General features: G+C 67.0%; 23 protein-coding genes and 1 pseudogene. 8 read left to right on the top strand and 16 right to left on the bottom strand.

The features are described 5' to 3' along the window. Nucleotides 1-31: 31 nt before the first annotated feature. Genes pelF through galE form a run of 3 tightly spaced genes read left to right on the top strand, consistent with a single transcriptional unit; the run spans nucleotide 32 to nucleotide 3,895 of the window. The gene (gene pelF, locus HNO81_RS00115; protein WP_175316145.1) at nucleotides 32-1,765 is read left to right on the top strand and encodes a GT4 family glycosyltransferase PelF; all 1,734 of its coding nucleotides are present in this window, start codon (nucleotides 32-34) and stop codon (nucleotides 1,763-1,765) included. Beyond that, nucleotides 1,762-2,844: a putative glycoside hydrolase family 15 protein gene (locus HNO81_RS00110; RefSeq protein WP_175316144.1), complete on the top strand. Its 1,083-nt coding sequence runs from the start codon at nucleotides 1,762-1,764 to the stop codon at nucleotides 2,842-2,844. The genes pelF and HNO81_RS00110 overlap by 4 nt, the downstream gene beginning before the upstream one ends. Continuing rightward, on the top strand, nucleotides 2,840-3,895 hold the full coding sequence (gene galE, locus HNO81_RS00105) for a UDP-glucose 4-epimerase GalE (RefSeq protein ID WP_175316421.1): 1,056 nt from the start codon (nucleotides 2,840-2,842) through the stop codon (nucleotides 3,893-3,895). Before HNO81_RS00110 ends, galE begins: the two co-directional genes overlap by 5 nt. A gap of 10 nt (nucleotides 3,896-3,905) precedes the next feature. Here the strand turns inward: galE and HNO81_RS00100 are convergent, their stop codons facing one another. From HNO81_RS00100 to HNO81_RS00090, 3 genes are all read right to left on the bottom strand, one after another. Further along, nucleotides 3,906-5,369: a DUF4832 domain-containing protein gene (locus tag HNO81_RS00100; RefSeq protein ID WP_371818128.1), complete on the bottom strand. Its 1,464-nt coding sequence runs from the start codon at nucleotides 5,367-5,369 to the stop codon at nucleotides 3,906-3,908. Between the two features lie 210 nt (nucleotides 5,370-5,579). Continuing rightward, nucleotides 5,580-6,071, bottom strand: coding sequence for a hypothetical protein (locus HNO81_RS00095; RefSeq protein WP_175316143.1), 492 nt, complete (start codon nucleotides 6,069-6,071; stop codon nucleotides 5,580-5,582). A gap of 308 nt (nucleotides 6,072-6,379) precedes the next feature. Further along, a complete protein-coding gene (locus HNO81_RS00090) occupies nucleotides 6,380-7,174 on the bottom strand; it encodes a response regulator transcription factor (RefSeq protein ID WP_371818126.1) in 795 nt (264 codons plus the stop codon). Between the two features lie 678 nt (nucleotides 7,175-7,852). Here HNO81_RS00090 and HNO81_RS00085 point away from each other — a divergent pair. After that, the gene (locus HNO81_RS00085) at nucleotides 7,853-9,130 is read left to right on the top strand and encodes a glycoside hydrolase family 26 protein (protein ID WP_254703233.1); all 1,278 of its coding nucleotides are present in this window, start codon (nucleotides 7,853-7,855) and stop codon (nucleotides 9,128-9,130) included. A gap of 41 nt (nucleotides 9,131-9,171) precedes the next feature. On the opposite strand, the gene HNO81_RS00080 is transcribed toward HNO81_RS00085, so the two are convergent. The 4 genes from HNO81_RS00080 to HNO81_RS00065 form a co-directional block, all read right to left on the bottom strand. Beyond that, nucleotides 9,172-9,531, bottom strand: a complete 360-nt coding sequence (locus HNO81_RS00080) for a hypothetical protein (RefSeq protein ID WP_175316142.1) — start codon at nucleotides 9,529-9,531, stop codon at nucleotides 9,172-9,174. A gap of 26 nt (nucleotides 9,532-9,557) precedes the next feature. After that, nucleotides 9,558-9,701 carry a hypothetical protein gene (locus tag HNO81_RS00075; protein ID WP_175316141.1) on the bottom strand — a complete coding sequence of 48 codons (144 nt, stop codon included), beginning with the start codon at nucleotides 9,699-9,701 and terminating at the stop codon, nucleotides 9,558-9,560. Between the two features lie 352 nt (nucleotides 9,702-10,053). After that, on the bottom strand, nucleotides 10,054-10,449 hold the full coding sequence (locus tag HNO81_RS00070) for an Hpt domain-containing protein (protein WP_175316140.1): 396 nt from the start codon (nucleotides 10,447-10,449) through the stop codon (nucleotides 10,054-10,056). Between the two features lie 239 nt (nucleotides 10,450-10,688). Next, nucleotides 10,689-11,390 carry a GntR family transcriptional regulator gene (locus HNO81_RS00065; protein ID WP_175316139.1) on the bottom strand — a complete coding sequence of 234 codons (702 nt, stop codon included), beginning with the start codon at nucleotides 11,388-11,390 and terminating at the stop codon, nucleotides 10,689-10,691. A 299-nt stretch (nucleotides 11,391-11,689) separates the two neighbouring features. Here HNO81_RS00065 and HNO81_RS00060 point away from each other — a divergent pair, with 299 nt between their 5' ends. From HNO81_RS00060 to HNO81_RS00045, 4 genes are read left to right on the top strand one after another with little or no spacing between them, the layout of a single operon-like run. Next, nucleotides 11,690-12,520: an ABC transporter substrate-binding protein gene (locus tag HNO81_RS00060; protein WP_175316138.1), complete on the top strand. Its 831-nt coding sequence runs from the start codon at nucleotides 11,690-11,692 to the stop codon at nucleotides 12,518-12,520. A gap of 4 nt (nucleotides 12,521-12,524) precedes the next feature. Further along, entirely contained in the window at nucleotides 12,525-13,487 is a 963-nt protein-coding gene (locus HNO81_RS00055; protein WP_175316137.1) for an amino acid ABC transporter permease, read from the top strand. Then, nucleotides 13,484-14,248 (top strand): amino acid ABC transporter ATP-binding protein, encoded by a 765-nt coding sequence (locus HNO81_RS00050; RefSeq protein WP_305791412.1) that lies wholly within the window; start codon nucleotides 13,484-13,486, stop codon nucleotides 14,246-14,248. Before HNO81_RS00055 ends, HNO81_RS00050 begins: the two co-directional genes overlap by 4 nt. An 8-nt stretch (nucleotides 14,249-14,256) precedes the next feature. Beyond that, nucleotides 14,257-15,447: an alpha-hydroxy acid oxidase gene (locus HNO81_RS00045; protein ID WP_371818123.1), complete on the top strand. Its 1,191-nt coding sequence runs from the start codon at nucleotides 14,257-14,259 to the stop codon at nucleotides 15,445-15,447. 293 nt (nucleotides 15,448-15,740) lie between these two features. Here HNO81_RS00045 and HNO81_RS00040 read toward each other — a convergent pair whose 3' ends face one another. From HNO81_RS00040 to HNO81_RS20040, 9 genes and pseudogenes are all read right to left on the bottom strand, one after another. Next, entirely contained in the window at nucleotides 15,741-15,947 is a 207-nt protein-coding gene (locus HNO81_RS00040) for a hypothetical protein (protein ID WP_254703232.1), read from the bottom strand. A 95-nt stretch (nucleotides 15,948-16,042) separates the two neighbouring features. After that, nucleotides 16,043-17,311 carry a MinD/ParA family protein gene (locus HNO81_RS00035; protein WP_254703231.1) on the bottom strand — a complete coding sequence of 423 codons (1,269 nt, stop codon included), beginning with the start codon at nucleotides 17,309-17,311 and terminating at the stop codon, nucleotides 16,043-16,045. Nucleotides 17,312-17,668: 357 nt separating this feature from the next. After that, on the bottom strand, nucleotides 17,669-17,821 hold the full coding sequence (locus HNO81_RS00030) for a hypothetical protein (protein WP_175316134.1): 153 nt from the start codon (nucleotides 17,819-17,821) through the stop codon (nucleotides 17,669-17,671). A gap of 113 nt (nucleotides 17,822-17,934) precedes the next feature. Then, on the bottom strand, nucleotides 17,935-18,318 hold the full coding sequence (locus HNO81_RS00025; RefSeq protein WP_371818121.1) for an Hpt domain-containing protein: 384 nt from the start codon (nucleotides 18,316-18,318) through the stop codon (nucleotides 17,935-17,937). Next, nucleotides 18,315-20,336, bottom strand: coding sequence for a glycosyltransferase (locus tag HNO81_RS00020; RefSeq protein WP_175316132.1), 2,022 nt, complete (start codon nucleotides 20,334-20,336; stop codon nucleotides 18,315-18,317). Before HNO81_RS00020 ends, HNO81_RS00025 begins: the two co-directional genes overlap by 4 nt. Further along, nucleotides 20,336-22,042, bottom strand: a complete 1,707-nt coding sequence (locus HNO81_RS00015) for a glycosyltransferase family 39 protein (protein WP_175316131.1) — start codon at nucleotides 22,040-22,042, stop codon at nucleotides 20,336-20,338. The genes HNO81_RS00020 and HNO81_RS00015 overlap by 1 nt, the downstream gene beginning before the upstream one ends. Beyond that, nucleotides 22,032-24,053, bottom strand: coding sequence for a cellulose biosynthesis cyclic di-GMP-binding regulatory protein BcsB (locus tag HNO81_RS00010; RefSeq protein ID WP_175316130.1), 2,022 nt, complete (start codon nucleotides 24,051-24,053; stop codon nucleotides 22,032-22,034). The genes HNO81_RS00015 and HNO81_RS00010 overlap by 11 nt, the downstream gene beginning before the upstream one ends. A gap of 119 nt (nucleotides 24,054-24,172) precedes the next feature. Next, nucleotides 24,173-24,316: a hypothetical protein gene (locus tag HNO81_RS00005; RefSeq protein WP_175316129.1), complete on the bottom strand. Its 144-nt coding sequence runs from the start codon at nucleotides 24,314-24,316 to the stop codon at nucleotides 24,173-24,175. 50 nt (nucleotides 24,317-24,366) lie between these two features. Beyond that, nucleotides 24,367-24,521 (bottom strand): annotated as a pseudogene (locus HNO81_RS20040) (MBL fold metallo-hydrolase); the annotation flags it as partial. Nucleotides 24,522-24,618 lie beyond the last annotated feature (97 nt).

Below are 24,618 nucleotides of genomic sequence, written 5' to 3'. Positions count from 1 at the left end.
AGCCTTCAGAACACCAGGTGAGGAAACAACCATGTACTCGACCCTAAAGAACCTTAAGACCCGCTGGAACAGCAACCCGGCCCCGCTGGCGCTCTCCGCGTCACCGGCAGCTGCGGCGGGCCCGGTTGCCGCGGCCCGGGAGCTCGAGTACCAGGACGTTGACGTGGCCATCGTGATGGAGTCCACCTACCCGTACCTCAAGGGCGGCGTCTCGGCCGTGGTGCACGACATCGTCACCCACAACCCGGACCTCAGCTACGGCATCATCCACATCACCTGGGACTCCAGCGCGCCGCTGACGGACCTCTACGGCATGCCCGCCAACGTGCTCTGGGTCCGGACCGTGTTCCTCAGCATGGAGGAGCACCGGCACGACTACATGGCGGCCACCGTCAAGGACCTGGGCATGGACTCCAGGCAGCGCGAGGAGCTGTCCCACCGCCTGTTCGACGCCATCTACGCCCTGTCTGAACGCGGCGAGGTGGAGCCGCTGTGGGACCTGATTGACCAGGGCCTGAACCGGCGCACCCGGCAGTTCCCCCTGTGGGCCCTGCTGGGGTCCCGGGAATTCATGCAGGCCCTGCAGGACCGGATGCCGCAGCTGAACCTGCCGCTGGCCGAATCCTTCTGGGTGCTGCGGAACTTCTTCTCCCTGGCCTACGCCATTACCGGGGAGACCATGCCCCGGGCCAAGGTCTACCACGCGCACACCACCGGCTACGCCTCCCTGCTGGGCGCGGCGGCCGCACGGGACCATGACACCGCGTTCCTGCTGACCGAGCACAACCTGTACGTCCGGGACACCGTGAACACCCTGCTGGACCGGAACATGGCCCTGTCCATCACGGCAGAGGATTACCGGACCTTCGACGTCACGGCAGAGCAGCGCGCCTGGATGGCCTGGTGGACGGAAATGGGCCGCTTCTGCTACCCCAGCGCCCGCCTGATCACCTACCTGTACCCCACCGCCATCACCGAGGCTGCCCGCCTGGGCACCGACATCGACAAGTCCGTGGTGGTGCCCAACGGCATGGTCATCGAGGAGTTCGACGAGAAGTTCCGGGCCCGCCGGCAGGCCCTGGAGACCATCGGGGAAAACGCCGCGGACCACGTGTGGCGGCTGGTCTACATTGCCCGCGTGGTGCCCATCAAGGGCCTGCTTGACCTGCTCTCCAGCATGGAGGTCCTGGTGGAGCGCGGGTACCCCAACCTGCACCTGGACGTGCTGGGCCCCACCGAGCACGTGCCCGAATACTACGAGGCCTGCCTGGCCAAGATCGAGGCCCTGGGCCTGCAGGACAAGGTAACCATCCACGGCACCGTCAACGTCCGCGAGATGCTGGACCAGTTCGACCTCCTGGTGCTCCCCAGCTACAACGAGGGCCAGCCGATCGTGATCCTGGAAGCCATGGCGGCCGGCATCCCCACGGTGGGCTCCGATGTTGGCGGCGTGGCCCAGCTGATCGCCGATGACCTGCTGACCACGGCCGGGAAGACCATCGGCGCGTGCGGCGAAACGGTCACCCCGGGCAACGTGGTGCAGATGGCGGACGCCGTCCAGGCCGTGATCGGCAACCTGGACGCCTACGGCACCTACGCGGCCAACGCCCGCACCCGCGTGCAGGAGTTCTTCCAGATGCACGAGGTCATGTCCTCCTACAACCAGATCTACCGCGCGCTGGGCGACCTCCCGGTAGCGGAACCGGCGGACCTGGACACGGCCAACCAGCTTCCCACCGAGGCCCTCACCGTGGTTCCGCTGTGACCGGTGTGGGTGCGTGGATCCGCTACGGGGATCCCATCTCCCGGGAGCAGATCGACTTCGCGGCGGAGCACTACCGTGCGGCCATCCTGCAGCCGTGGGAGCTGGATGCGGCGGCGGAGCTCAAGCGCCGCCGCCCGGACATGACGGTCCTCTGCTACAAGTGCCTGTCCTCCACCCGCGCCTACGAACCGGGGCCCATCTACAGTTCCGGCGTGACGTACCGGGAGGCAGAGGACGACGGCGGCGCCTGGTTCGCCACGCGGCTGAACGGCGGGCGCATCGAGTGGAACGGCTACGGCGGGCACTGGCAGATGAAGGTCTGGGACCCGGCCTACCGTGCCCGCTGGGTGCAGAACGTCACCACCGAACTGGACGGCTCCCCCTTTGACGGGGTCATGGCGGACAACGACGTCTTCGAGGACTACTACGGTATCCGGCCCCCGGTCCAGGAGGCAGCCTCCATGGCCGACTTCCGGGACGGCCTGGACACGCTGGTCCACGCGGCGGGCGCAGCATTGAACGGCGTTGGCAAGGTGCTGGTGCCCAACATTGCCGAATCCCGGCGCCTGCCGGGCCGCTGGGACTCCCACGCGGCGTACGGCGGCGGCTTCGAGGAAGTGTGGCTGGGCTACGGGCCGGCCCACCTGTTCGATCCCCGCACGGCCGAGGCGCAGCTGGCCCAGGCGGACGGGCCCGGCCTGTCCATCCTTCGCGTCCCCACCGACGGCGACGACGCCCACCCCAACTTCAGGTACGGCCTGGCGGCGTTCTGGATCTTCGGCGGCGGCGCGGGCTCCTACACGGCCACGGGCCACGACGACTACAGCCGCACCCAGCACATCGCGGAACTGGACTGGCCCCTGGGGGATCCGCAGGGGCAGCCCCAGGGCCGCCGGCACGTGTGGCAGCGGACGTTCAGCGGCGGCTGGGCGGCAGTGAACTTCAACAATGACGGCCGCAGCCGTCGCCGCGTCAAGGTCCCTTCCGGGCTGGTTGACGCCGCCGGGCAGCCGGCACCCCACCATGTTGTTCTGGCTCCGCAGAGCGGGGTTGTCTATCAGCGAGGGCAGAGACATTAAAGTTCTGGTTACCGGCGGTTCCGGGTACATCGGCTCCCACACCATCCTCCAGCTGCTCCAGGCCGGGCATGACGTCACGGCGGTGGACAACCTCAGCAACTCCCAGGAGGAATCGCTGCTGCGCGTCCAGCAGCTCGCCGGCCGCAGCCTGGCCTTCCACCATGCGGACATCACGGACCCGGCGGCCCTGGACCGGGTGTTCGCTGCCGCGCAGGTTGATGCGGTGATCCACTTCGCGGGCCTGAAGGCCGTGGGCGAATCGGTGTCCCAGCCGCTGCGCTACTACCGCAACAACGTCACCGGCACCCTGAACCTGCTGGAGGCCATGGACACCCACGGCGTGCGGACCCTGGTGTTCAGCTCCTCCGCCACGGTCTACGGCAGCAACCCGCAGATGCCACTGACGGAGGACAGCCGGCTGGGGGCCACCAACCCCTACGGCAGGACCAAGCAGCAGATCGAGGAAATCCTCACGGACGTGCAGGCCTCCGACTCGCGGTGGCGGCTGGCCCTCCTGCGCTACTTCAACCCGGTGGGCGCGCACCCGTCCGGCCTGATCGGTGAGGACCCGCAGGGCCCGCCGAACAACCTCTTCCCGTACGTCACGCAGGTGGCCGTAGGGCGCCGGGACAAGCTGAACGTCTTCGGCGGGGACTACCCCACGCCGGACGGCACCGGGGTCCGGGACTACATCCATGTGATGGACCTCGCCGCCGGACACCTGGCGGCCCTTGACTACCTGGCCGCCCACCGCGGTGTGCACACCTGGAACCTGGGCAGCGGCAGCGGCCATTCGGTCCTGGAGATCATCCGCGCCTTTGAACACGCGGCGCAGACGCCGGTCCCCTACAGCGTGGCGGAGCGGCGTCCGGGTGACGCCCCGGTCAGCCTGGCGGATCCGACGGCGGCCTTCCGCGACCTGGGGTGGAAGGCGTCCGAAACGCTGGAAAACATGTGTGCCGACGCCTGGCGGTGGCAGCAGAACAATCCCAACGGCTACCGCGAAGAGGCGGCAGCCGCCATCCCGCAGGCCGCCCCGGCACTGCTCTGACCCAAGAAGCCTAAACGGACGTGCGCCCCAGCGTCAGCCAGCCAGGCAGGGTCTGGTCCTGGCCGGCGTTGGCGAAGCGCAGCGGGACGCCGTTGGCCAACGGGTTCACCGGCCGCAGGACCAGCGTGTAGGGACCTGCCGGGAGCCCTCCGGTACTAAGCGGTGTTGCCAGGGTGGGTGCCATGCCGGGTTTGATGGCGGTCAGGCGCCAGGACGTGGTCCAGGTCCTGGCGATCTTCCCGTCGCCGCCCACCGCAGCCACCTGCACCGGCCAGTCGTAGTAGAACGGCGCCGCCCCGGTGTTCCGGATGGTGACGCTGAGGGTGCTTTGCCCAGCCACCGTTCCCGGCGCCAGGGAGAAGCCGGTGGCCTGGAACCGGTAGCCCAGGGACTGGGACGCCGCGGCGGCAGTTGCCTGCGCGGTCCCCACGTAGGCCGGGCTGAAGGCGTACTGGTTGAGCAGCCAGGAGGCATGCGTCGCCGCCACGCTCCCGGTGAAGTCCCGCTGCTCCGGAGCGGCCCAGGAGCACGGATTCGCGTCAAACAGGCACTGCTGAAGTTCGGGCCGGAGTTCCCCGCCCACCGGCTGGGTGAGCCATTTACCCGTTGCGCCGGCCTGCTGCAGTTTGTCCACGAAGCTCCAGCCGGATCCGGGCAGGGTTTCGGCGGCGAACGAATCGTCGTGGTACCCCACGTTCATATTGCTGTTGGCCGTGGAGGGGTACCGCACCTGCACCTTGGTCTTGGTGAAGGCGGCCGTGTAGGCCTGCAGGACCAGCTGTTGTCCCGTGGCCGAGGCGGACCAGTTTTCCGGCGTAGCCCACCCGTCGTGCGGGTAGGTGTGCCATTCGCCCCAGAAGCCCAGCAGGCCCGCCTGGATGAAGCCGATGCGCCGGTCGCCGTCGTACCGTGACCCAAAGGCAGCAATGAAGCTGTCCACCGCCTGGGCCAGGCGCGGATCGTTGTAGTCGGGGGAAACGCTGATGCCCTGGTTGCCGTAGTCGGTGTAGGCGTGGGTGGCCAGGCCGGCGTCCAGCAGGTAGGCGGGAACGCCGGTGGGCTTGCCGGGGTAGTCCAGGTAGAACCTGAAGACGGCCTGATGGCCGCGCGCGGCAATGGCGTTCAGCTGCGCTTCCAGGGCGGACCAGTCGTAGGTCCCCGGCCCGGTGGCCACTGCGTTCACCGGGAGGTAGAACCATTCCATGGAATACGGCAGGGAGTTGTACTGTCCGGCGTACGGGACGAATCCCTGCAGCGGGTTGGTGGCCGGGACCGGGCCGGAGGCCAGGGAAACCCACTCCCCCGGCTTGATGTCCGCGGCCGTGGCGCTCGGAACGGTGGCGGCGGACGTGAGGCTGAGGGAGAACAGGCCCGCCAGCAGGGTCAATGCCGCGGCAGCGTTGGTCATGACCCGTGCCCTGCCGCGCGGACGGGCCATTGTCCGGACGGCACCCAGCCAGTGCAACGCTTTCACTGAAGCTTCTTCCTAAAGGCGGTGCCAGGCACCTGCGAGACCAAGAACTGCACAAAATCGCCCAGTGCGACGGCGCTAATTCAAGCTGAAAACGCAGGGCTCCACAAGAGGCCACTGGGTTTCCGTCATCTCTCAACGCGCCCCGGTCCTCAATAAGATGAGCCTTCCGGCCTGCCGGTGGTCCTTCCTGGCCGGGCCATTGCCCATTTTTCAATCGGTTCGTGGTCCAGCAGCAGCACTGATGGAGGGACGCTGCCCGGACCTGTAGGCAGAGGCTATGACGGGTTCGAGTTCGTCCATCACCGTATGGTTCCCGGGGAGCACCACATGGGCCAGAAATTCGGATTCGAGTGTTGCAACACCGGCTGCCGCCGCTGCGAGTTTAGCGTCGGTCGACAGGGCGAAGGCGTGCCAGAACCTCCGGGCATCGAGTTCGAGCACTTTTGCGCTAACCTCCACGCCGGGGACATCGGACACTCCACCCGGAACAGCGGGGCTTCGCTCGGTCTGCGGCAAAGAGAGGACGATCCGAAATTGCCTTCCACTGGCTCTGAACGAGATGGCGTTGAGGTGGCCACGTTGGCTGAAGAGAACATCGGTTGCCCCGAAGTCAAGAAGCGAGCGTTCCACGTGTTCCCGCGAAGCTCCAACACTGAAGGAATCACCGCGCGTGTAAAAACTCCGGGAATCGTAGGTTGCCATACTCCAACTATGCCCCGCCCGGCTCCCTTTCGGTCACAGGGGCACCGCTTCGTCAGTTTCACCCGTCATCAGCACACACCGAATGGTTCCATCAGCGCCACGAGAGATCGGCAATGCTGAACCCGTTCACCTCCAGCAGCCTCCGCAAACCCCGTCGGAAAAGCTCTCCTGTTGCCACTCTGGCCCACCACGAGAAGAAGAACAGTCTCCTGCCGCACAGGTATTTGTTGGAAAGGCGAATGGACTTGCCGGCTCACTCACAGGCTAGCCCTATAGGCAGAGTCCCAGCAGCCCGTTGGGAACGTTATTTAGTTCTCCGGTTCCAGGGGTGCCGCGAGCCGGTAGCCGAACCCATGCACGGTCTCGATCCAGCGGGGTTTGGCGGCGCTGTCGCCGAGTTTCCGCCGGAGGTTGGCGATGTGCACCTGGATCACCTGTTCATCCGGTGCGCGGTCCAGGTCCTCCACGCCACCGCGCATGGACTGGGCCAGGTCCTCCTTGCTCTGGACAACCCGTCCGTTGACCAGGATGGTGTGCAGCAGCTCAAATTCGGAGGCTGTCAGTCCGCGGACTTCGGCCCCGTCAACGCTCACCGTCCGGGTGGAGACATTCAGGCGCAGGCCGTTGTGGGCCAGCGATTCCGGCGCGTCCGGGGTTTCGGCGGCCGGCGCCTGTTCCGGTGCTGCGGTCAGCATGAGGGACGACGCCGTGAGGTGGGGCGTGTCCGTCCGGAGCCGGGGGCGGCGCAGCAGTGCCTCCACCCGGTACCGCAGCTCGCGGGCGCGGAAAGGCTTGGTGAGGTAGTCATCGGCACCGGCCTCCAGCGCCAGAATGGTGTCCAGTTCCTGGCTGCTGGCCGTCAGGATCAGCACGTAGGCGTTGCTGAAGGTCCGGATGCGCCGGGTCACTTCGAACCCGTCAATATCCGGCAGCCCCAGGTCGACCACCACTACCTCGGGCATGTGCCTGTTGACGGCGTCAACACCGGCCTGCCCCTGGTCAAAGGCGTGGATGCCGAATCCTGCCTCCCGCAGGATCCCGGACACCACCACACTGATGTCCGGGTCATCCTCGACAACCACTACCGTCCCGCGCTCCAACACTGCCCCCGATCAAATCCTTGGCCAAACCCGGCTTTTACCGCAAACCACAAATTCCAAATCCAATGTGCCCGCGGCCAAGCGTTTTTGGCCTCTTTATACGGTAGTAGGTATTCGGAGCCGTTCCTGGGGTGGATCGGTATAAAGTTATGCAACTCACCCAATTCGTCATTCCGCAGCCATCGCAGTCCCTGTTCGGTGCACGCCAGGGATCTCCATCGAATTGCAGAATAAGGGCCGCTTGCCCGGAACGTCCCCGGTAGCGACTACCTGTTTTCCGAGAGGGCACTACCTGTCCGGGACCCGCCGCACCAGCAAACCAGCAGGTCAGGAAGCAGTTACCACAATGGTAAGCAGGGTTACTACTTGGGGGAAATATATGACGGGGCGGACGGGAAGCATGTCGGCCTGGCGTCCACGGCAGTCGGCGGCGCGGGCAACCGGGGTCCGCATTTCAGTTACTGGGAATTAGCTGGGAACTCCCCTCGAAAAGGAATTTTTTTTCACGCCTTCTGCGTTGATTAGTCGGATAAATTTTCGCCCTCTATTGAGAATGAAATACGTCCAGGAAGGAAGCCAACCCACCGGTCTGCGCGTTGGCCGCGGGCGTGGTGGGAACGGCGGCCATGGACCGGGACATATGATCGGGGAAAAGCCGCAGGCCAACAGGGGGTTTCCGCCTTGCCCGACCGAGTATCCTCAACGAACGTCGCCACGCGCCGCGACCTTGTTCTGGGCCGGCTGAAGGACTGGGCGCTGCCGGTGGGTGTTGCCGTGCTGGCGGCAGGACTGGGTGCTGCCAGCATCGCCGGTGGCCTGGCGGACCGGGACCGTAAAGCCCAGGAACAAGCGAACAGCCAAAGCCACGCCGCAACCCCGGCCTGCGAGGTGGTGGACCGGAGCAGCCTGGTCCCGCCGTCGGGCGCGTTGTTCGGGGTGAATCTCAATCTGGACGCCAAGCCGCTGGCCCAGTACGCGTCGGACCTTGGCCACAAACCGGCGGTCAGCGTGTCCTTCGCCGACTTCCCGTACACAGCCCAGGAACGGACGCACCTGATGCAGGCCGCCGCCCAGATCCGGGCTGACGGGCACATGATGCTCCTGACCCTGGAACCCAAGCAGGGCCTGGCCGCCGTCACCCCGGACGTCATCGACGCCCTGGTGAAGGATCTGGCGTCGATCAACGGCCAGGGTGTCCCGGTGATCGTCCGCCTGGCCCACGAGATGAACGGGTCCTGGTACCCCTGGTCCCAGCAGCCGGTCGAATACAAGGCCATGTTCAAGCAGGTCGCCGACGCTGTCCACACGGGTGCGCCGGGCTCGGCGATGATGTGGGCGCCCAACTACGCCGGCGGGTACCCGTTCGCCGGTGGACAGTTCGAGGCCAAGGCGGGCAGCGCCGGTTTCGCGGCCCTGGACACGGATCACGACGGCGCCCTCACCATGGCGGACGATCCGTACGCCCCGTATTACCCGGGGGACGCCGTGGTGGACTGGGTGGGCATGTCCCTGTACCACTGGGGCGCCACGTACCCGTGGGGCGAAAACGAGGTCCCCGAGGCCAACAAGTTCGCCGACCAACTCACCGGCAACTATGTCGGGGCCAACGGCGATGACAGCCTCCTGCCCGACTTCTATGGCGTGTACGGCACAGAGCACAACAAACCGGTCGCCATCCCCGAGACGGCCGCCCTCTACAACCCCACGGCCGGCGGCGCCGCGGAAGCGGACATTAAGCGGACGTGGTGGGAACAGGTGTTCGGCGCCCAGACCCACGCCCAGTTCCCCAACCTGAAAATGATCAACTGGTTCGAGTGGGACAAGAACGAGGTTGAGATCAACGGCCGGATCGACTGGACCACCACCAACACCCCCGCCATCCGCAACGCGTTCATTGCTGCGCTGCCTGACTGGCTGGAATATGGGAACGGGACCAGCTGCCGCCCTGCGGGATCCTAGGACTTACTCTCCAAGTCACAGCTGGTACGGACGTCCCGGAATTATTCGACGCCGGCGGATCCCTGCGCGCGCCGGATGCTGATGATCCGTGCGGCCACCCCTGCCATTACCACTGCGACGCCCACAGCCATGAGGGTCCACACCGGGACCGATTCGGAGTCAATGCTGCGGTAGCACGCGGCCGCCGCTCCGATGCCGGCCTGCTGCAGTTCCATCAGTTCCGCCGCATGGCTGTCCCGCAGCAAGGGGCTGCCGCAGAGGGGTCCTGACGGCTGCAGCCCAATGACAAAGCCGAGGATGTAGACGATGAATCCCGCTACAACAACCAGCAGCCAGGTCCGCCGCTGCCAGAGCCCCTGGTTCCGGGCGGTACCGGGCTTCACAGAATCTTGAATCGCCATGTTTCGAGCATAATCGCCGCTCCGGGTCAGCGCGCCATGGCCATCAGGACCACCGCAACGGTGGCAACGGCCAGTAGGACCAAACCAATGTAGGACAGCGTCCGCAGGCGGCGCCGCCGCAGTTCCCGGCGCGAATAGCGGACATCGTACGTTCCCCCATATTTACCCATGGCCATACATTAGGAAAGCAAGCTCAACGTTCGCTCAAGACATTCGCATTGTGAAGTGGCGGGCGCACCAACACTAGCGGTCCGGGCCGGCGGCGTTTTCCAGGTATTGGTAATGGTCATAGCAGTCACGGGAGCAAAACATCGCGTCGGGCGTCTGGGGCAGCACCTGGCCGCAGTACCTGCATTTCGGTGCAGGCCGAAAGATGCTGATCACACTTTTAAACATGGATGCAGGCTAAGCGCGCCATGGCCGCATGTGACCAGTAAGCGATACCTGAATTTCCCCGCACGGATACCTGCCGGCGGGGCGGCAGAGGCTGCCGAATAGTCCGTCCCCCAGACGCCGGAAACGCTACGCTATGGCCGCCTCCAGATGGTCCTTGGTCCGCTGCCCGGAATGCAGGATCCTGCGCAGATGCTGTGCGGCAAGGTGCGGCAGCACGCCGGCCGGATCGGGCCCGGCGGCGGCTTTGCGCACCGCACGTTCCAGCTCCAGGGCCAGGCCGGCCAGCAGCTCGGCGCCCACCATCTGCGCCGATGTCCGCAGGCTCAGGACGGCGGTCATCGCGCTCTTGGCGTCGCCGCTGGTCAGCGTGCTGCGCAGCTTCTCGATCCGGGGCGGCATCTGATCAATGAAGTTCCGCACGAAGAGACGCCAGATCCCGTCGTCGTCATCGGTTTCATCGCGCAGCCGTGCCAGCACGGAACTATCCAGCAGGGGCAACTCGTGGCCGTCCCCCTGGATCACAGATGCCTCCAGGACCGCCAACCGGCAATGTCTCCGCGGCCCAGCGGCGGGCAGCACGCGCCGCCGTCGTACTGTCCTTGATTCCGGGCACCTGGTGCCCACGGCTTTCCACCCATTTTTATGCTCCCCCTTGCATGTGTCAGTCCCTTAGTGAACCAACTCCGACGCTATGCCGCGGGCGCGGGAGGGCACACGAGTAGTGTGTACTCGAATTCAAATTGATGGGCTAAATCCCGGGTTCAGCCCTGGTGGCCGAACTTGTCCAGGCTCAGCGAGCGGGACCTGATGCCCTCGATGTGGCTGGTCATCGCGGCGGTGGCGGCGGCGCAGTCCCCAGCCTTGAAGGCGTCGATGATGGCCTGGTGCTCCTGCACGGTGTGGTCCCCGCTCATGTCGTTGTGCACCATCAGCCGGAACCGCTGGATGTGCCCTTCGATGGAGCCGTAGGCCCGGAGCAGGAACTCGTTGCCGGTGGCCTCCACGATGCGCCGGTGGAAGTTCTCGTCCGCCTGCCAGTAGGTGCGGTAGCCGGCGAAGGTGTCCCCGCCGTGGCGGGAGGCCTCAAGGTCGCGGTGGAAGCGTTCCAGGTCCGCCACCAGTTCTTCGCTGGAGTTGGTGCAGGCCAGGCTGGTGCACGCAGGTTCCAGGATCTGCCGCGAGGTCAGCAGGGCCGCGACGTCTTCCGCGGTGGGCTCCGGCGCCACCTTGTAGCCGCGCAGCGCTTCCCGCCGCACCATCCCGGTGGTCTCCAGCCGCGCCAGGGCCTCCCGGACCGGAGTGGAAGAGACCTTGAACCGCTTGGCCAGCCCGTCAATGCTCAGCGGGGAGCCGGTGGAGATCTTGTCATCCAGCAGCAGGGACAGGATGGCCTCGAACACCTGGTCCACCAGCATGGGCCGGCCGGGGATCAGGACTTCTTCTTCGGGCGAAGCGGCGTTCATTTCGGAATCCTATGTGAATTTTTGTCAGCGGAGGCGGCACCAGCACCTGCTCCGGAAGCGTCCCGTCACAAACGATTCAGGCCGGAAAGGGTGTTTGCAGAAAATCGTGCATGATGTACGGTACATGATACCGGACAGCAAAGTGATCTACACCACAACGGATGCTGTCCACCAGGTTGGAAGCCCCACCACCCCCCACTTTCGAAGGCGTATAGATGATTCAGTTTCGATCGATGTTGGTGACCGTCGCCGCAATGTCCATGGCAGGCGCACTTCTCTCCGGATGCTCCAATCCCGAGATGAGCTCCACCCCCCAGTCAGAAGCCCCCAAGCCCTCAACCTCCGCGGAAGCCGTCAAGGTCGACGAAGCCGCCGCGGCAGCCCTCCCCAAGGAGGTCAAGGACAAGGGAACGCTCACTGTGACCATGAGCCAGAGCTCCCCTCCCCTGCACTTCATGGCCCCGGACGGAACCACCACCATCGGCGTGGACCCGGAGATCGCCATGGCCCTGGGGCAGACCCTCGGCCTGAAGACGGAGGTCAAAAGCGGCCCGTTCGACGGCATCATCCCCGGCATTTCCGCTGGCAAGTTCGACATGGCCATCTCCCAGATGTCCCCCTCCACCGAACGCATGAAGGTGCTCGACTTCGTGGACTACTACCAGTCCGGCAGCGGCATCGGCGTGGCCCCCGGCAACCCGCAGAAGCTCACCATCGACACCCTCTGCGGGAAGCGCGTGGGCGTGCTGAAGGGCTCCTTCCAGGACCTCAAGCGGCTCCCGGCCCTTTCCAAGGCGTGCACGGACGCCGGCAATTCGGCCATTGAAGCCATGACCTATCCGGACATGCAGGCCCCCAACCTGGCCCTGACCGCCGGCCGCATTGACGCCGTCTACATCGACGGACCCACCCTGGGCTACGCCATCAAGCAGGGCGGCCAGATTGAACTGCTCGGCGAGAAGGACGTCTCCCCCGTCAGCATCGGCTTCAAGAAGGGCGCGGGCATGGAGAAAGCCATCGAGCTGGGCATGCAGTCCCTGGCCAAGAGCGGCAAGTACAAGGAAATCCTGGACAAGTGGGGTGTAGGCAGCGGTGCCATCTCTGACTTCGCCTTCAACAAAGCGCAGTAGCCCCATGGCCAACACCGCCACGGAACCAAACGCCAAAGCACCGGCCGGCGAAACACTGGACCGGCAGCTCCTGATGGGCCGTCCGCACCAGCGCCACGGCGGGCTGTGGCTCACTGCCGCGATCGTCCTGGCAGCGATCTTCCTGGTGGGCTACTCCCTGGTCACCAACCCGCGGTTCGAGTGGAACATCGTCTTCGGCTGGTTCACCTCGGAGCGGCTGTTCACGGGCCTCCTGCGCACGCTGGGACTGACGGCCATCTCCATGGCCGTGGGAATCGTCGTCGGCGTCCTGCTGGCGTTGGCCCGGCTGGCGCCGAACGCCATCGTGGCCGGGACCGCCGCGTTCCTGGTGTGGCTCTTCCGCGGGGTTCCGGTGTTCGTCCAGCTCCTGTTCTGGGGCTTCATCGCCGCCATCTACCCGCGGATTGCCGTGGGAGTGCCGTTCGGGCCGGAGTTCTTCTCGGTGGACGCCAACGTGCTGATTACCCCGTTCATGGCGGCAATCCTGGGCCTGGGCCTGAATGAAGGCGCCTACATGTCGGAGATCGTCAGGGCCGGGCTGCTGAGCGTTAACCGCGGGCAGACGGAGGCGGCCACGGCCCTGGGCATGCGGCGGTTCGCCATCCTGTCCCGGGTTGTGCTGCCGCAGGCGATGAAGATCATCATCCCGCCCACCGGCAACCAGACCATTTCCATGCTGAAGACCACCTCCCTGGTCAGCGTCCTGGCCTTCCCGGAACTGCTGTACTCAGCGCAGCTCGTGTACAGCGCCAACTTCAAGACCATCCCGCTGCTCATCGCCGCCAGCATGTGGTACCTGCTGGTCACCAGCATCCTGAGCCTGGGGCAGTACTTCATCGAACGGCACTTCAACCGCGGCGGGATCACGCCGGGCCGCGGCATCAGGCGCCCGCGCAAGGCCAAACCGGCAAGCCCCGGCATCACCCCAAAGGAGGTCCAGCCATGAGCAACGTGATGATCGAGGCCCAGGGCGTCACCAAGAGCTTCGGGGACCTTGAAGTCCTCAAAGGCATCGACCTCACCGTCCCCAAGGGCAGCGTCACCTGCATCATCGGGCCGTCCGGGTCCGGCAAGTCGACGTTCCTTCGCTGCATCAACCAGCTGGAAACGCTCGACGGCGGGTACATCCTTGTGGAGGGACAGCCGGTTGGCGTGAAGGTCAGGAAAGGCCGGCTGCACGCGCAGAACAACGCCGAGGCGGCGAGGATGCGCGAGAACATCGGCATGGTCTTCCAGAGCTTCAACCTGTTCCCGCACATGACGGTGCTGGAGAACATCTGCGAGGCGCCGGTCCGGGTGAAGAAGGAGAACCGGAAGGCTGTGCAGGACCGGGCACGGATCCTGCTGGAGCGGGTGGGGCTCTCCGAGAAGGTCCACGCGTACCCGGCGTCCCTGTCCGGCGGCCAGCAGCAGCGCGTGGCCATCGCCAGGGCACTGGCCATGGAGCCGCGGCTCATGCTCTTTGACGAGCCCACCTCCGCGCTGGATCCGGAGCTGGTGGGCGAGGTGCTGGACGTGATGCGCAAGCTGGCGGACGGCGGCATGACCATGATCGTGGTGACCCATGAGATCGGCTTCGCCCGGGAAGTGGGAGACCACCTGATCTTCATGGACGGCGGCGGCATCGTGGAGCAGGGAGACCCCCGGACGGTCCTGCGGGAACCGCGGCATGAACGCACCAAACAATTTCTGGCGAAAGTAATTTAGACCAACACGTGGGAGCAGGACCGTTGAGAAACAAATGGATTGTCAGCATTGATGACTACCGCCGGGCGTCCCGGAGGCAGCTGCCCAGGATGATTTCGGATTATCTGGAGGGCGGCGCGCTGGATGAGACCACCATGCGCGCCAACGAGGACCGGTTTGATGCCCTGATGCTCCGCCAGCGTTCCATGGTGGACCTCCGCGGCCTGACCACCTCCACCACCGTGCTGGGCCATTCCCTGGCCATGCCGCTGATGGTAGCGCCCATGGGCATGCTCACCATTTTCCACCCGGGGTCCGATCCGGCCGTGGCCCGCGCCGCGGTCCGGGCGGGGTCCATCTTCATCCACAGCGCCTGGGCGGGCTGTTCCCTGGAGGAGGTGGCCAAGGTGGCGCCGGACAACCTGTGGGCGCAGATCGCGTTCTGGAAGGACCCGGCGGAGACGGCCAGCTACATCAACCGGGCCCGCGCCGTGGGCGTGGAGACGCTGGTGGTGGCGGGCGACGTCGGGTCCTCCAGCAAGCGCGAACGGGACCTCCACCACGGGCTGTCCATGCCCCCGCGCCCGCCGGTGGCGGACTACTTCAACGCCGCCACCCGCCCGGCGTGGCTGTGGCGGTGGCTCACCGGCCGGAAGATGACGTACGGGAACTACCAGATCAACGGCCGGCCGCTGCGCATGGATGAGATGAACAACTGGATGGCCTCCAACAAGAACCCGGGCGCCAACTGGGAGGACTTCGCCAGGCTCCGTTCCGGGTGGAAGGGGAACCTGGTGATCAAGGGCATCATGGACGCCGAGGACGCGGCCCGGGCCGTGGACGAGGGCGCGGACGGCATCTTCGTCTCCAACCACGGCGGCAGGCAGTTCGACTCCCAGCCCGCCACCATCGACGTCCTGCCCTCCATCGTGGACGCCGTGGGCGGCCGGGCGGAGATCTACCTCGACGGCGGCATCCGCCGCGGGCACGACATCGTCAAGGCCGTGGCCCTCGGCGCCAAGGCGGCCCTCGCCGGCCGACCGTTCGCGTACGCCCTGGCCACCGGAGGCGAGCCTGCGGTGGACCGGGTGTTCGGGATCCTCCAAGAGGAGTTCAAGGGCGCCATGGGCTTCGTGGGCAAGTCGTCGGTGGCGGACCTGGACCCCAGCATCTTCGCTGGGCAGGCGCAGGGGGCACCGGCCGAGAGCGTGCTCGTCTAGTCCCCCGCTGTACCGAAGGTGCCCGCCCCCGTTCGTTTGGGGCGGGCACCTTGCGTGTGGTGCGAGTTTGACGGACGACGGCAGGTGGCAGCTCTTGGCGACGCGCACGGTCGCCATTGACGCGGGCAGTCCTTTTCGACACCCGCATTCGGGCCGCGTCAGGCGCTACGAGCAGCGGTAACAGGCTCGCGCATCGAAAGAGGACATACGCTGCGAGATCAGGCCGGCGCGCCGAGGGGTTACCTGGGCATCGATAAGCTGAGACATCAGCCGAACTCGCCGCCCTGGCAGCGCTAGTTGATGAGGTAGAAATCCTCCGGCGTAGCCGAAGCGGCGGGTGTCTTCACAAAGGGCAAGGCGTCCACCACGGCTTTGATACCAATCGCTGGCAGCAACACTGCCGCAGCGCTCACCGACAACGCAGTGAATCCAACAAGCTCCAGCGTTTCCCTCTTCGGCAAACGGCGACGGCGGCGTCCACCGTCCATTAGTTCCATCATGATGCGAGGGTAGGACCCGCCAGAGGTGTTTTCCCCGGTATCGGCTACCTGAATTTGGAACCCTGGGCTACTTGCGCGGCCGGGCTGGCTTAGTCCTACCGGTACCCGTCCACAATGGCCGCGGCGATCTCCTTGTAGGCCCGCCGCGTCTCCGGCTTCAGGACGTCCAGGGTCACCAGGTCACCGTCGGCAACGCCCCGGTCGTGCGGCACAGCGATGAGTTCGCGGCAGATCCCGGCCAGGTGCTCTTCGATGGCGTCCTTGTCCACGCGGGAGGAGACCTCGTCCTTGTCCGTGATCACCACGATGGCGTTGCGGGCCAGGTCCTCGTAGCCGTGGCTGGCCAGCCAGTGCAGGGTGCTGCGGGCGCGTTTGGCGCCGGACACGGCGTAGCCGGCGGCGATGACCAAGTTGTCCGCCGACTGCAGGATCCCGCTCATCGCATTGTGGGTTACACCCGTTCCGCAGTCCGTCAGCGCCACGGAGTAATAGCTGGAGATGAGCTTGCGGATCCGCAGGTACTCCTCTGCTGTCAGCGAGTCCGAGACTTCAGGGTCCTGCTCCCCTGCGATCAGGTGCAGCCGGCCGGCGTGGTGCATGTACCGGGCCAGGGCCGTGAGCGAGTCGATCGACTCGATGTTCTCCAGCAGGTCCGTGATGGTGCGCGGCGACGACTGCTGGTAGATGCCCTCACCCAGGGCCCGCTCCACCAGGTCACCGGAGTCCGGGTTGGCATCAATGGCGCAGGGCGCATCCCCGCGGTATTCGGCCAGGGTCAGGCCCACACCCACCGTGGTGGAGGTCTTGCCGATACCACCCTTGAGGCTGAGAATCGCCGTGTTGTAGCTGCCCTGGAGCTGGCGCGAGATGCGGCGGGCCAGCTCGTCCTCCTGGCGCTGCTTGGGGCCCGGCCCCAGGTTCCAGGCGCCGCCGGTCATGTTGTAAAGGGCGCCGCGGATGCCGCCCTTGGGCCGCGGCTTCTGCTCTTTGACGAACAGGCCGGGTGAGCTGATGAAGTCCGGCATGGGGCTGTCAGCGATGGTGTCAGCCACGGTGGGCCGGCTGCGGCGGAAGGCCGGGGTCCCGGCGGGAGCGTCCGACGCCGGGGCAACAGCTTGGGCGGCTGGCTCACCGGGGGCGGAGGCCGGCGGCGCGGGAGCGGGAGCGGGAACGGAAGAGATAGGGCCCGGCGCCGCCGGGGCTGGAGAAGCCGCACCTGCCGGAGCAGTGGGGGCTGCCGCCGACGGTGCGCGGGACGGCTTGTTGGCGTCGGCGGCGGCCGCCGCTTCCGCCCAGGAGGACCGGCGTGTCACCGGCTTGCCGGCGTCGCTGGAACTGGACATTTCGGGGGTTACTGCTGGCATGGTTCCTGTCCAGGCATCGTCCACTGAGCCGTCGGCACGACGAAGGTCGCGGCGTCGGCGCAGCTGCGGCTGCCCTGCATCCTCTGCTGGGGCGCCTGCATTCTGTTCCGCCGGATGTGGCATGTCTGTCCCCCCGGACGTTCTCGGCAAACGGTTATGCGGCACTTGTTCAATCAGTAAGTCTAGGGGGTCCGGAAGGTGGGCCTGCCAGGATCCGTCAGATCAGCAGTGCAGGTCAGTGGTGAATGAGCGCGGCGGAGACCACCGCTGCCGTAAGCACCAGGAGAACGGCAAGAATGATGTACCCCACCCACCGGGGACGGCCTTTATGGGGGTTGATGTCGACATACGGCATGGTCAGCGTTGATAACCTCTGGGTGCGGGAGCGGACCGGACGGGGATCCGGAGTGCGCGGCGCTTGAGCCGCAGCATGTGGTACAGGACGGTGAAGGGAACCAGCAGGGTGCCCAGCAAAGAGGTCAGTGCAAGGGCGTAGTCCGAAAAAGCCACAGAAACCTCCATTGGTAAGCAGTCTTTCCATCCCCGTCCCTATTCACCCAATCACGGGTAAATGCATTTGACAAATCCAGTCAACAGATTTGATTGCCTCGCGGCTCCCCGGTTCATGGATGCAGGACGCCGTTCACGACGGCGGTCCCGGCTTTCTGGACGGCGGCGACGGCGGGTGCCAGGTCCTGGAGCACCCCGTCCAGGGCGTTCCAGTCACCGGCACAGACCAGCGGTTCCAAGGCCTCGGCCACCGCTGCCAGCTGGAGCGCGCCCACCATGGTGGAGGTGACTTTGAGGCTCAGCGCCCGGTCCATGGCGGCTGCTTCGTCGCCGGCACGGACGGCGGCGGAAACGGAAGCCAGCCGGTCCGGCAGCAGCTCCAGGTAGCTGCCCAGGAAGGAAAGCGCCCCCGGGTGACTCTCCAGCTCCTCCCCCAGATCCGCAAGGCGTCGAGGGTCCAGCACCGGCAGCCTCTGCATGGGAAGGTATTCGTTCACGCGGACCACCGCCCATCGTCGTGGTATTCCTCGTCCAGGCCGTGGGGTGTCTTCTCCCATTTGTGGGGACTGCTGAGCATTTGCCAGGCTGCACGCCACGCGGCCACGGCGTGCAGCACCCAGTACGCCGGGTTGAGCAGCGCGAAGATGGCGATCCGCCAGCCATGCCGCCGCCAGGTGGCGATGCCGGACACCAGGATCATCATGGCGTTGCCGAACAGCATGGACACCACCCCGCCCAGCAGCAGCCACTCGGGCAGCACCAGGCCCACGAAGTTGTAGCCCACATAGGTGACGATGGTGAAGCCGAGCACCAGCGGGTAGGCCAGGAACGCCAGCGGGGTGCCCAGGATCAGGCCCAGGAAGCCGACGGCGCCGGCCACCCCGGTGCGCTTGACGTACCGGACGGTGTTGCGGGTGTTCACGGCCGCGGTGACCATGTATCCCTTGATCCAGCGGGTGCGCTGCTTGATCCAGGCCGGCACCTGCGAGCAGGCTTCCTCCCAGGTGGTGGAGTTGATGACGCCCACCCGGTAGCCTTCGACGGCGGCGCGGAGCCCCAGGTCCGCGTCTTCGGTGACGTTCCACGGGTCCCAGGCGCCCACGAGCCGCAGCAGCCGGGTGTCGAAGTGGTTGGAGGTGCCGCCCAGCGGCAGCGGGATGCCGGAGCGGTCCAGGCCCGGGAGCATGGAGTCGAACCAGTGCGTGTATTCGATGGCGAAGAGCCGGGTGAGCACGTTCTGGTCCGCGTTGAAGTAGTTCAGGGCGGCCTGCACGCAGATCAGCGGGCGCCGGCCCGGGGCCAGGTAACGGCGTTCGAAGGCGTCCTGCCGGAACGCGTCAATGGCCGCGCGGAGCTGTCCCGGGTCGGGCCGGTCCTCGGCGTCGTAAATCACCACGTACTCGCCGCGCGCGAAGGTGAGGCCGTAGTTGCAGGCCCGGGGCTTGGTCTGCGGCTCGCCGCGGGGCACCACCAGGATCCGCACGTATTCGGGCGGCCGGGAGCGCTTGGCGGCCTCGATGGTTTCGGTGTCGTCCTCTTCCAGCAGCACCAGCACGTCCAGCTTGGAGCGCGGATAGTCCAGCTGCCCCAGGTTGGCCAGCAGCTTGTTGATGATGTTGGCCTCGCGGAACACCGGGATCAGGATGGTGTACACGGGCAGTTCGCCGTCCGGGATCCGCCCCGCCAGCCCGGACGGGTCCCCCAAAGCCCCGGTGCCCACGCCGCGCCGTTCCAGTTCCCGGGCTTGTGCCCTGGCGGCGGCCCTGTCATGCAGCGCGTCGAACGGCTGGCGGAGGCTGGCCAGGGTCTTGAAGCCGATGCTCACCAGGAACACCACGTTCACGGCGGTGAGCAGCACGATCACGGTCAGCTGCGCATCGAGGAGCAGCCCGCCCAGCAGGCAGCTGAGCAGGACGGCGGGCAGGAGCCGCTGCCACAGGTTCAGGGCGGTGCGGGCGGAGCCATCCGGTTGTTCCTCGGCCAGGCGTTCGGCGGATTCGTAGAGCAGGTGGTTGCGGAAGGCACGCTGGATGGAGTGGTTGATGTCCCAGTCGGTGGTGGTGCGGAACACCACCTGTTCGGCCCCGGGAATGCGGAGCGCGGCGCGGCGGATCTCGTCGCTGGGTTTGACGGCAGTGGCCACGGTGAGGACGCCGTCCTCCAGGTGCCACGGCAGCCAGCCGGGCTCGGACACCTCGGTGAAGCTCAGCTGCTCCAGCAGGGCGTCGTCCGAGGGGTGATGCACCAGGTCCACCAGGGGCGCATCCCATTGTTCGGCCAGCACCTGGTAGACGTGCCGGCGGTTCAGGCCGGTTTCCAGGATGATGTGCCGGCCCAGCAGGCCGCCTTCGGTGTTGGCGCGGTCCAGGGCGCGGTCCAGCTGCTCCGGGGTGATCAGCCCGGCCAGGAGCAGGGACTGGCCCAGCGCCACGGACTGCACGCCCACGCCGTCGTCGTAGGAACCGGCGGGACCACCGGCGCGGGCGGTGGAGAGGACCGGGGCGTGCTCTGCCATCAGTTGACGGTCCTTTCGTAGATCCGGTGCGTGGGGCTGGAGAACACCACGGCGTAGCGGGCGTTGAACGTGGGGCTGGCGCTGATGGCCTGGTGCACCAGGTCCGTGAACCCGGAGTCCAGGGGCGCGTCCTCGCCTTCGACGTTCACCAGCACCCATTTGGCGTACTTGGCCGGGTCCTGCAGGGCGGGGCCAAAGTGGTCGCCGGCGGCCCGGTTGAAGATGTTGGCGAGCGGGATGCCCATCATGGGGAGCACGGCGTTCCCGCGGGCGCTTTCGTCCAGGAGGATCCCGCCGCCGTCGTAATGCTGTTTCAGCCAGCGGGCCGCGGCGAAGGAGTAGGTGTTGGAGTCGTGGGACATGCGGCCCTCGGCCAGGATGGCCATCCTGCCGGCGGGGTCCTGCAGCCACCACGCGTTTTGCCCCGCCAGGGCGAGCAGGAGGAACGCCACAACCCAGGAACGGGTCCGACGGCGGCGGGTCACCTGGTGCACGAACGCTGCCACCAGCACCGCGGCCAGGGGCAGCGCGGTCAGGGCGAAGCGGTTGTTCCACCAGGTGCTGGGGAGCGAATGGTCGTTGTTGATGGCGGTCTGGCCCAAGTAGAGGCTGACCAGGGCGAAGGCGTAGGCGCTGCCTGTGACGGCCACCAGCAGGGTGCTGGTGGCCAGCCCGCGCCGGTACACCACCACCAGGGCACCGCACGCCGCGGCGGCGAGCACCACCACGCCCAGGGTTTCGAGCAGGGACCAGTGGAACGTCCAGAGGGTCAGGCCCAGGTTGCCCTTGGTGGGGAGCAGGCCGCCGTCGGTGATGTTCTTCTGCTGGGCGTAGGCGGAGTACTGGCCGAACATGAATTCCAGCGGGTTGCCGTAGATGGCCCAGTTGTAGGAGAGCCACCAGAGGACGGCGGCGGCGGGGACCATGGCGTAGGCGGCGGCCATCTTGGTAGCCTCCCGCCATTGGCGGGAGCGGCGGAGCTCGGTGACCAGGACGAACAAGGTGCCGGTGAGGACCAGCGCCCAGCCTTCGTAGCGGGAGAGCACGGCGGCGCCGGAGGGGATCCCGGCGAACACGGCCAGCTCGCCGGCGCTCATGCGGCGGCGGCTGGTGGCCCAGTGCGCCAGCCCTGCCATGCCGGCCACCAGGCACATGAGCAGCACGGGTTCGGTGAGGGCGGTGGTGTAGGTGTAGAGGATGGCGGGGTTGGCCAGGAGGACCAGGACGGCGGCCAGCCGGCCGGTGCGCCCGTAGCCCAGGCGGGCGCAGATCCGGTACAGCCCGGAGGCGGTGGCGGCGAGGGCGATGATGCCCAGCACGCAGGCGCCCCAGCCGCTGCTGAACATCCAGAGATTGATGATGAACGGCATGAGCAGCAGGTGCGGCATGGGCAGCCACACGGTGCCGAGCTGTTCGAACCCGGGCGCTTTACTGTCGAACACGCGCCTTGCGATGGTGAGGTGGCTTTGCGCGTCCGAATAATCCAGGTTGCTGCCCTGCCCGGTGGTGTAGAGGCAGGCCAGGAAGCCGACGGCGGCCGCCACCACGGCGATGGCGGCCGTCCCGGGGACGCGGCGCCCGGCAGCAGGTGCCCCGAGGGCGGTCCAGGTGCGGCGCAGCCATGGGGTCCGCTCCCCCGCCGGTGCGGCCGGTCCGGCCGGGGCAACCGTCAGGGGTGCGGGCGCCGCCTGCAGGTCACTGACCATGGGCGGTGTCCGCGGCGGCCTGTTCCAGGGCGTCGGCGTGGGCCCGGGCGGTGCGGCGGTGCTTGCGGCGGAGCAGCACCCGGGTGCCTGCGGCCAGGATGAGCGCGGCGGCTGCGGCGGCGAGCCAGAGTGCCAGCGGCCGGAAGCCGTCGGTGACTTCGGCCTGCGGGGTGATGGCGTTGGTCTCCAGCAGCACGGGGGTGCCGGTGGTCTGGGTGACCAGGAGGTTGCGGGACAGGGAGCTCCAGCCGCCGGGCTGCTGCTGGATGTAGCTGGCCAGGCTGGCCTGCAGGGTTCCGGGGGTGGCTGCTGCCTTCGCCGTGGCGTCGGCGGTGTCCGGGGCCCAGCCGCCCAGGAGCAGGAGGTTGCGGCCGTTGTGTTCGTAGGCTTCCAGGGCGCCGTAGGGGGCGGTGGTGCCTACGCCGTATTCGATGTCCTTGCTGGAGACGGTGCGGAACCCGGCGAGCCGGAGCGGGGCGCCGGCCTGGTCGGCGGTGGAGGGGGTGGCGCCCACCAGGAGCCCGGAGTCGCTGGAGTCCAGCAGGGCGGCGGGGGTGGTGAGGCGGACGTCCAGGAGGGCGTCGTTGTCGCGTTGGAGGGAGAACGCCAGCGTGGCGGCGTTGATGGTGTTTTGCTGGGCGGTAGCGCCGGCGTCGAACGCGATGGGGAGGGTGGTGCCCAGGACCTGGGGGAAGCGGGCGAAGCCGGGCTTGATGGAGTCTCCGCGCTGGGCGGTGAGTTTGCTGCCGGTGGTGTCCACGGTCAGTTCCATGGGGAGCAGGCCCGCGGGGCCGGAGCAGTCGCCGCCGGCGGGGAGGGCGGTGAGGCGCAGGCGGAGTCCGTTGCGGGACTGGATGTGGCCGGCGGGGACGTCGGCGGTGAGGTCGAAGGTGTCGCCGTCCAGGGTTTGGGAACTGAGCAGGTAGTCGTTCCAGTAGACGGAGAGTGCGGCCTGCCCGCCGGTGGGGATGGCGGTGTGGGTGCCGCGGAGCTGGAGGCTGATGGCGGAGACGGGGCCGCCGAATTGGGACTGGTTGACGCCCAGGTACGTTTCCTGGGTTCCGTAGCCGGCCAGCCGGATGGACTGGGCGCCCAGGTCCGTGAAGGTTTGTTCGGGTCCGGCGGCGGCGGGGACGGTGGCGGTCATGCCGGTGACGGTGGCGCTGTCCGCCAGGGCGGATTTGGTGTCTGCCAGGGCGCGGGCAGCGGTGCGGAGGCCCTCGCCGGTGCCGGTGATGGTGAGGGCGGGGCGGCCGGCCTGGGTGCCGAGCGTGGTGCTGGCGGGGCCGTCCGTGCTGCTGAGGGTGATGATGCGGGAGCCGGCGGGGAGGGCAGCGGCCTGGGCGTCCACGTCCTGCGGCGGCACGAGCTTGAGTGCGGCGTCAGGGTAACGGTGGGCCATGGCGGCGGACGCGGCGAGGACGGCGGCGGAGACGTCCGTGGCGGGTTCGGCCGGGACGGGGATGAGGATGGCCGGTACGGAGGGGGCCAGGAATTCGGCCACGGTGGTGGGCGCGGTTTCGGTGCCCTGGGTGGTGAGGCTGAGGCTGCTGAGGGTGGCGGTGGACTGGGTGGCGGTGCAGACGTCCCGGACGGCGGGGTTGTATTCGAGGGCCAGGACCAGCTGGTGGTCGGTGAGGTCCGCCGCGCTGACGGGGGCGTCCAGTGCGATGGTTCCCTTGGCGGGTGCTTCGAGGAGGGTCCTGCCCTGAGCGCTGACGCGGATGGTGCCGGTGGTGGGCTGGCCGGTGACGGCGATGCTGCCGGTGATGCGGGCGGGCTGCAGGCCGGGGGCCACCGGGACCGCGAGCTCCTGCCCGGACTGGCCGGGCATGGCCGAGACGGAGCCCAGGCTGGCGTTGGCGGTGGTCGGGTTGGTGTGGGTGGCGGCGACGCGTTCCGCGGGTGCTGCGGCGGGAGCGGCGGCTGCGGCGGTGGCGGGCTGGAATGGGACGGCGGCAAGCAGGGCGCAGGTGAGAACAACGCTCCCTGCCCGGAGACGTGAGAGCATGCCTCCACCTTGGCGGGGCGAACTCAATTTACCCTGCGGTCTACCCTCAAGGTTGACTCAAGAATGGGTGTTAGCGCAGGTCAGGGGTACTTTCTTGGCTCTGCGTGCCGGTGGCGCGCTTAGCGCTCCACCGCCATCAGGACCACCCCGATAGTGGCAACGGCCAAGGCAGCCAGTGCCACGTAGGAGATAAACCGCAGCCTGCGCTGCCGTACATCCCGCTTCGAATAGCGAACGTCGTAACTTCCCCCGTGCCGGCTCATGCGCTGACCATAGGGAGCAAACCTCAAGATTGGCTGTGAACGGCGGTTTGTTACGAAGCGTCGTGGCTGCTGCGCCAACTCTCCTGGAGCCGTTTGATGAACCACGGGACTGTTCGGGTCCGTATGGCAGCACGGGAATGGCTTTGGTGGCGCCGTTTGGGGTGTCGCGGATGGACTGGCGGACCTGGTGGACGCAAGTCGGCAGCTCTTAAAGAGCTTTGTGGGTCTGACAGGTTCAATAAGGAGAGAGGGTGTTTCATAGAGTGTGTAAGGGTCTGGTCTCTAACTAGGGTTTGACCTGC

Source organism: Pseudarthrobacter sp. C4D7, from assembly GCF_013359725.1.
GTDB lineage: Bacteria > Actinomycetota > Actinomycetes > Actinomycetales > Micrococcaceae > Arthrobacter.
The sequence above is the reverse complement of the archived record's forward strand: the minus strand, read 5'-3'. Positions and strand labels throughout refer to the sequence as shown.

Excerpts from the sequence above, each read along its gene's own strand:
- pelF (WP_175316145.1), top strand. The coding sequence starts at position 32 with ATGTACTCGACCCTAAAGAACCTTAAGACCCGCTGGAACAGCAACCCG.
- HNO81_RS00035 (WP_254703231.1), bottom strand. The coding sequence starts at position 17,311 with ATGCCAGCAGTAACCCCCGAAATGTCCAGTTCCAGCGACGCCGGCAAG.
- HNO81_RS00060 (WP_175316138.1), top strand. The coding sequence starts at position 11,690 with ATGAGCTCCACCCCCCAGTCAGAAGCCCCCAAGCCCTCAACCTCCGCG.
- HNO81_RS00050 (WP_305791412.1), top strand. The coding sequence starts at position 13,484 with ATGAGCAACGTGATGATCGAGGCCCAGGGCGTCACCAAGAGCTTCGGG.
- HNO81_RS00095 (WP_175316143.1), bottom strand. The coding sequence starts at position 6,071 with ATGGCAACCTACGATTCCCGGAGTTTTTACACGCGCGGTGATTCCTTC.
- HNO81_RS00015 (WP_175316131.1), bottom strand. The coding sequence starts at position 22,042 with ATGGTCAGTGACCTGCAGGCGGCGCCCGCACCCCTGACGGTTGCCCCG.
- HNO81_RS00075 (WP_175316141.1), bottom strand. The coding sequence starts at position 9,701 with ATGGGTAAATATGGGGGAACGTACGATGTCCGCTATTCGCGCCGGGAA.
- HNO81_RS00020 (WP_175316132.1), bottom strand. The coding sequence starts at position 20,336 with ATGGCAGAGCACGCCCCGGTCCTCTCCACCGCCCGCGCCGGTGGTCCC.
- HNO81_RS00055 (WP_175316137.1), top strand. The coding sequence starts at position 12,525 with ATGGCCAACACCGCCACGGAACCAAACGCCAAAGCACCGGCCGGCGAA.
- HNO81_RS00080 (WP_175316142.1), bottom strand. The coding sequence starts at position 9,531 with ATGGCGATTCAAGATTCTGTGAAGCCCGGTACCGCCCGGAACCAGGGG.
- HNO81_RS00040 (WP_254703232.1), bottom strand. The coding sequence starts at position 15,947 with ATGATGGAACTAATGGACGGTGGACGCCGCCGTCGCCGTTTGCCGAAG.
- HNO81_RS00065 (WP_175316139.1), bottom strand. The coding sequence starts at position 11,390 with ATGAACGCCGCTTCGCCCGAAGAAGAAGTCCTGATCCCCGGCCGGCCC.
- HNO81_RS00005 (WP_175316129.1), bottom strand. The coding sequence starts at position 24,316 with ATGAGCCGGCACGGGGGAAGTTACGACGTTCGCTATTCGAAGCGGGAT.
- HNO81_RS00010 (WP_175316130.1), bottom strand. The coding sequence starts at position 24,053 with ATGCTCTCACGTCTCCGGGCAGGGAGCGTTGTTCTCACCTGCGCCCTG.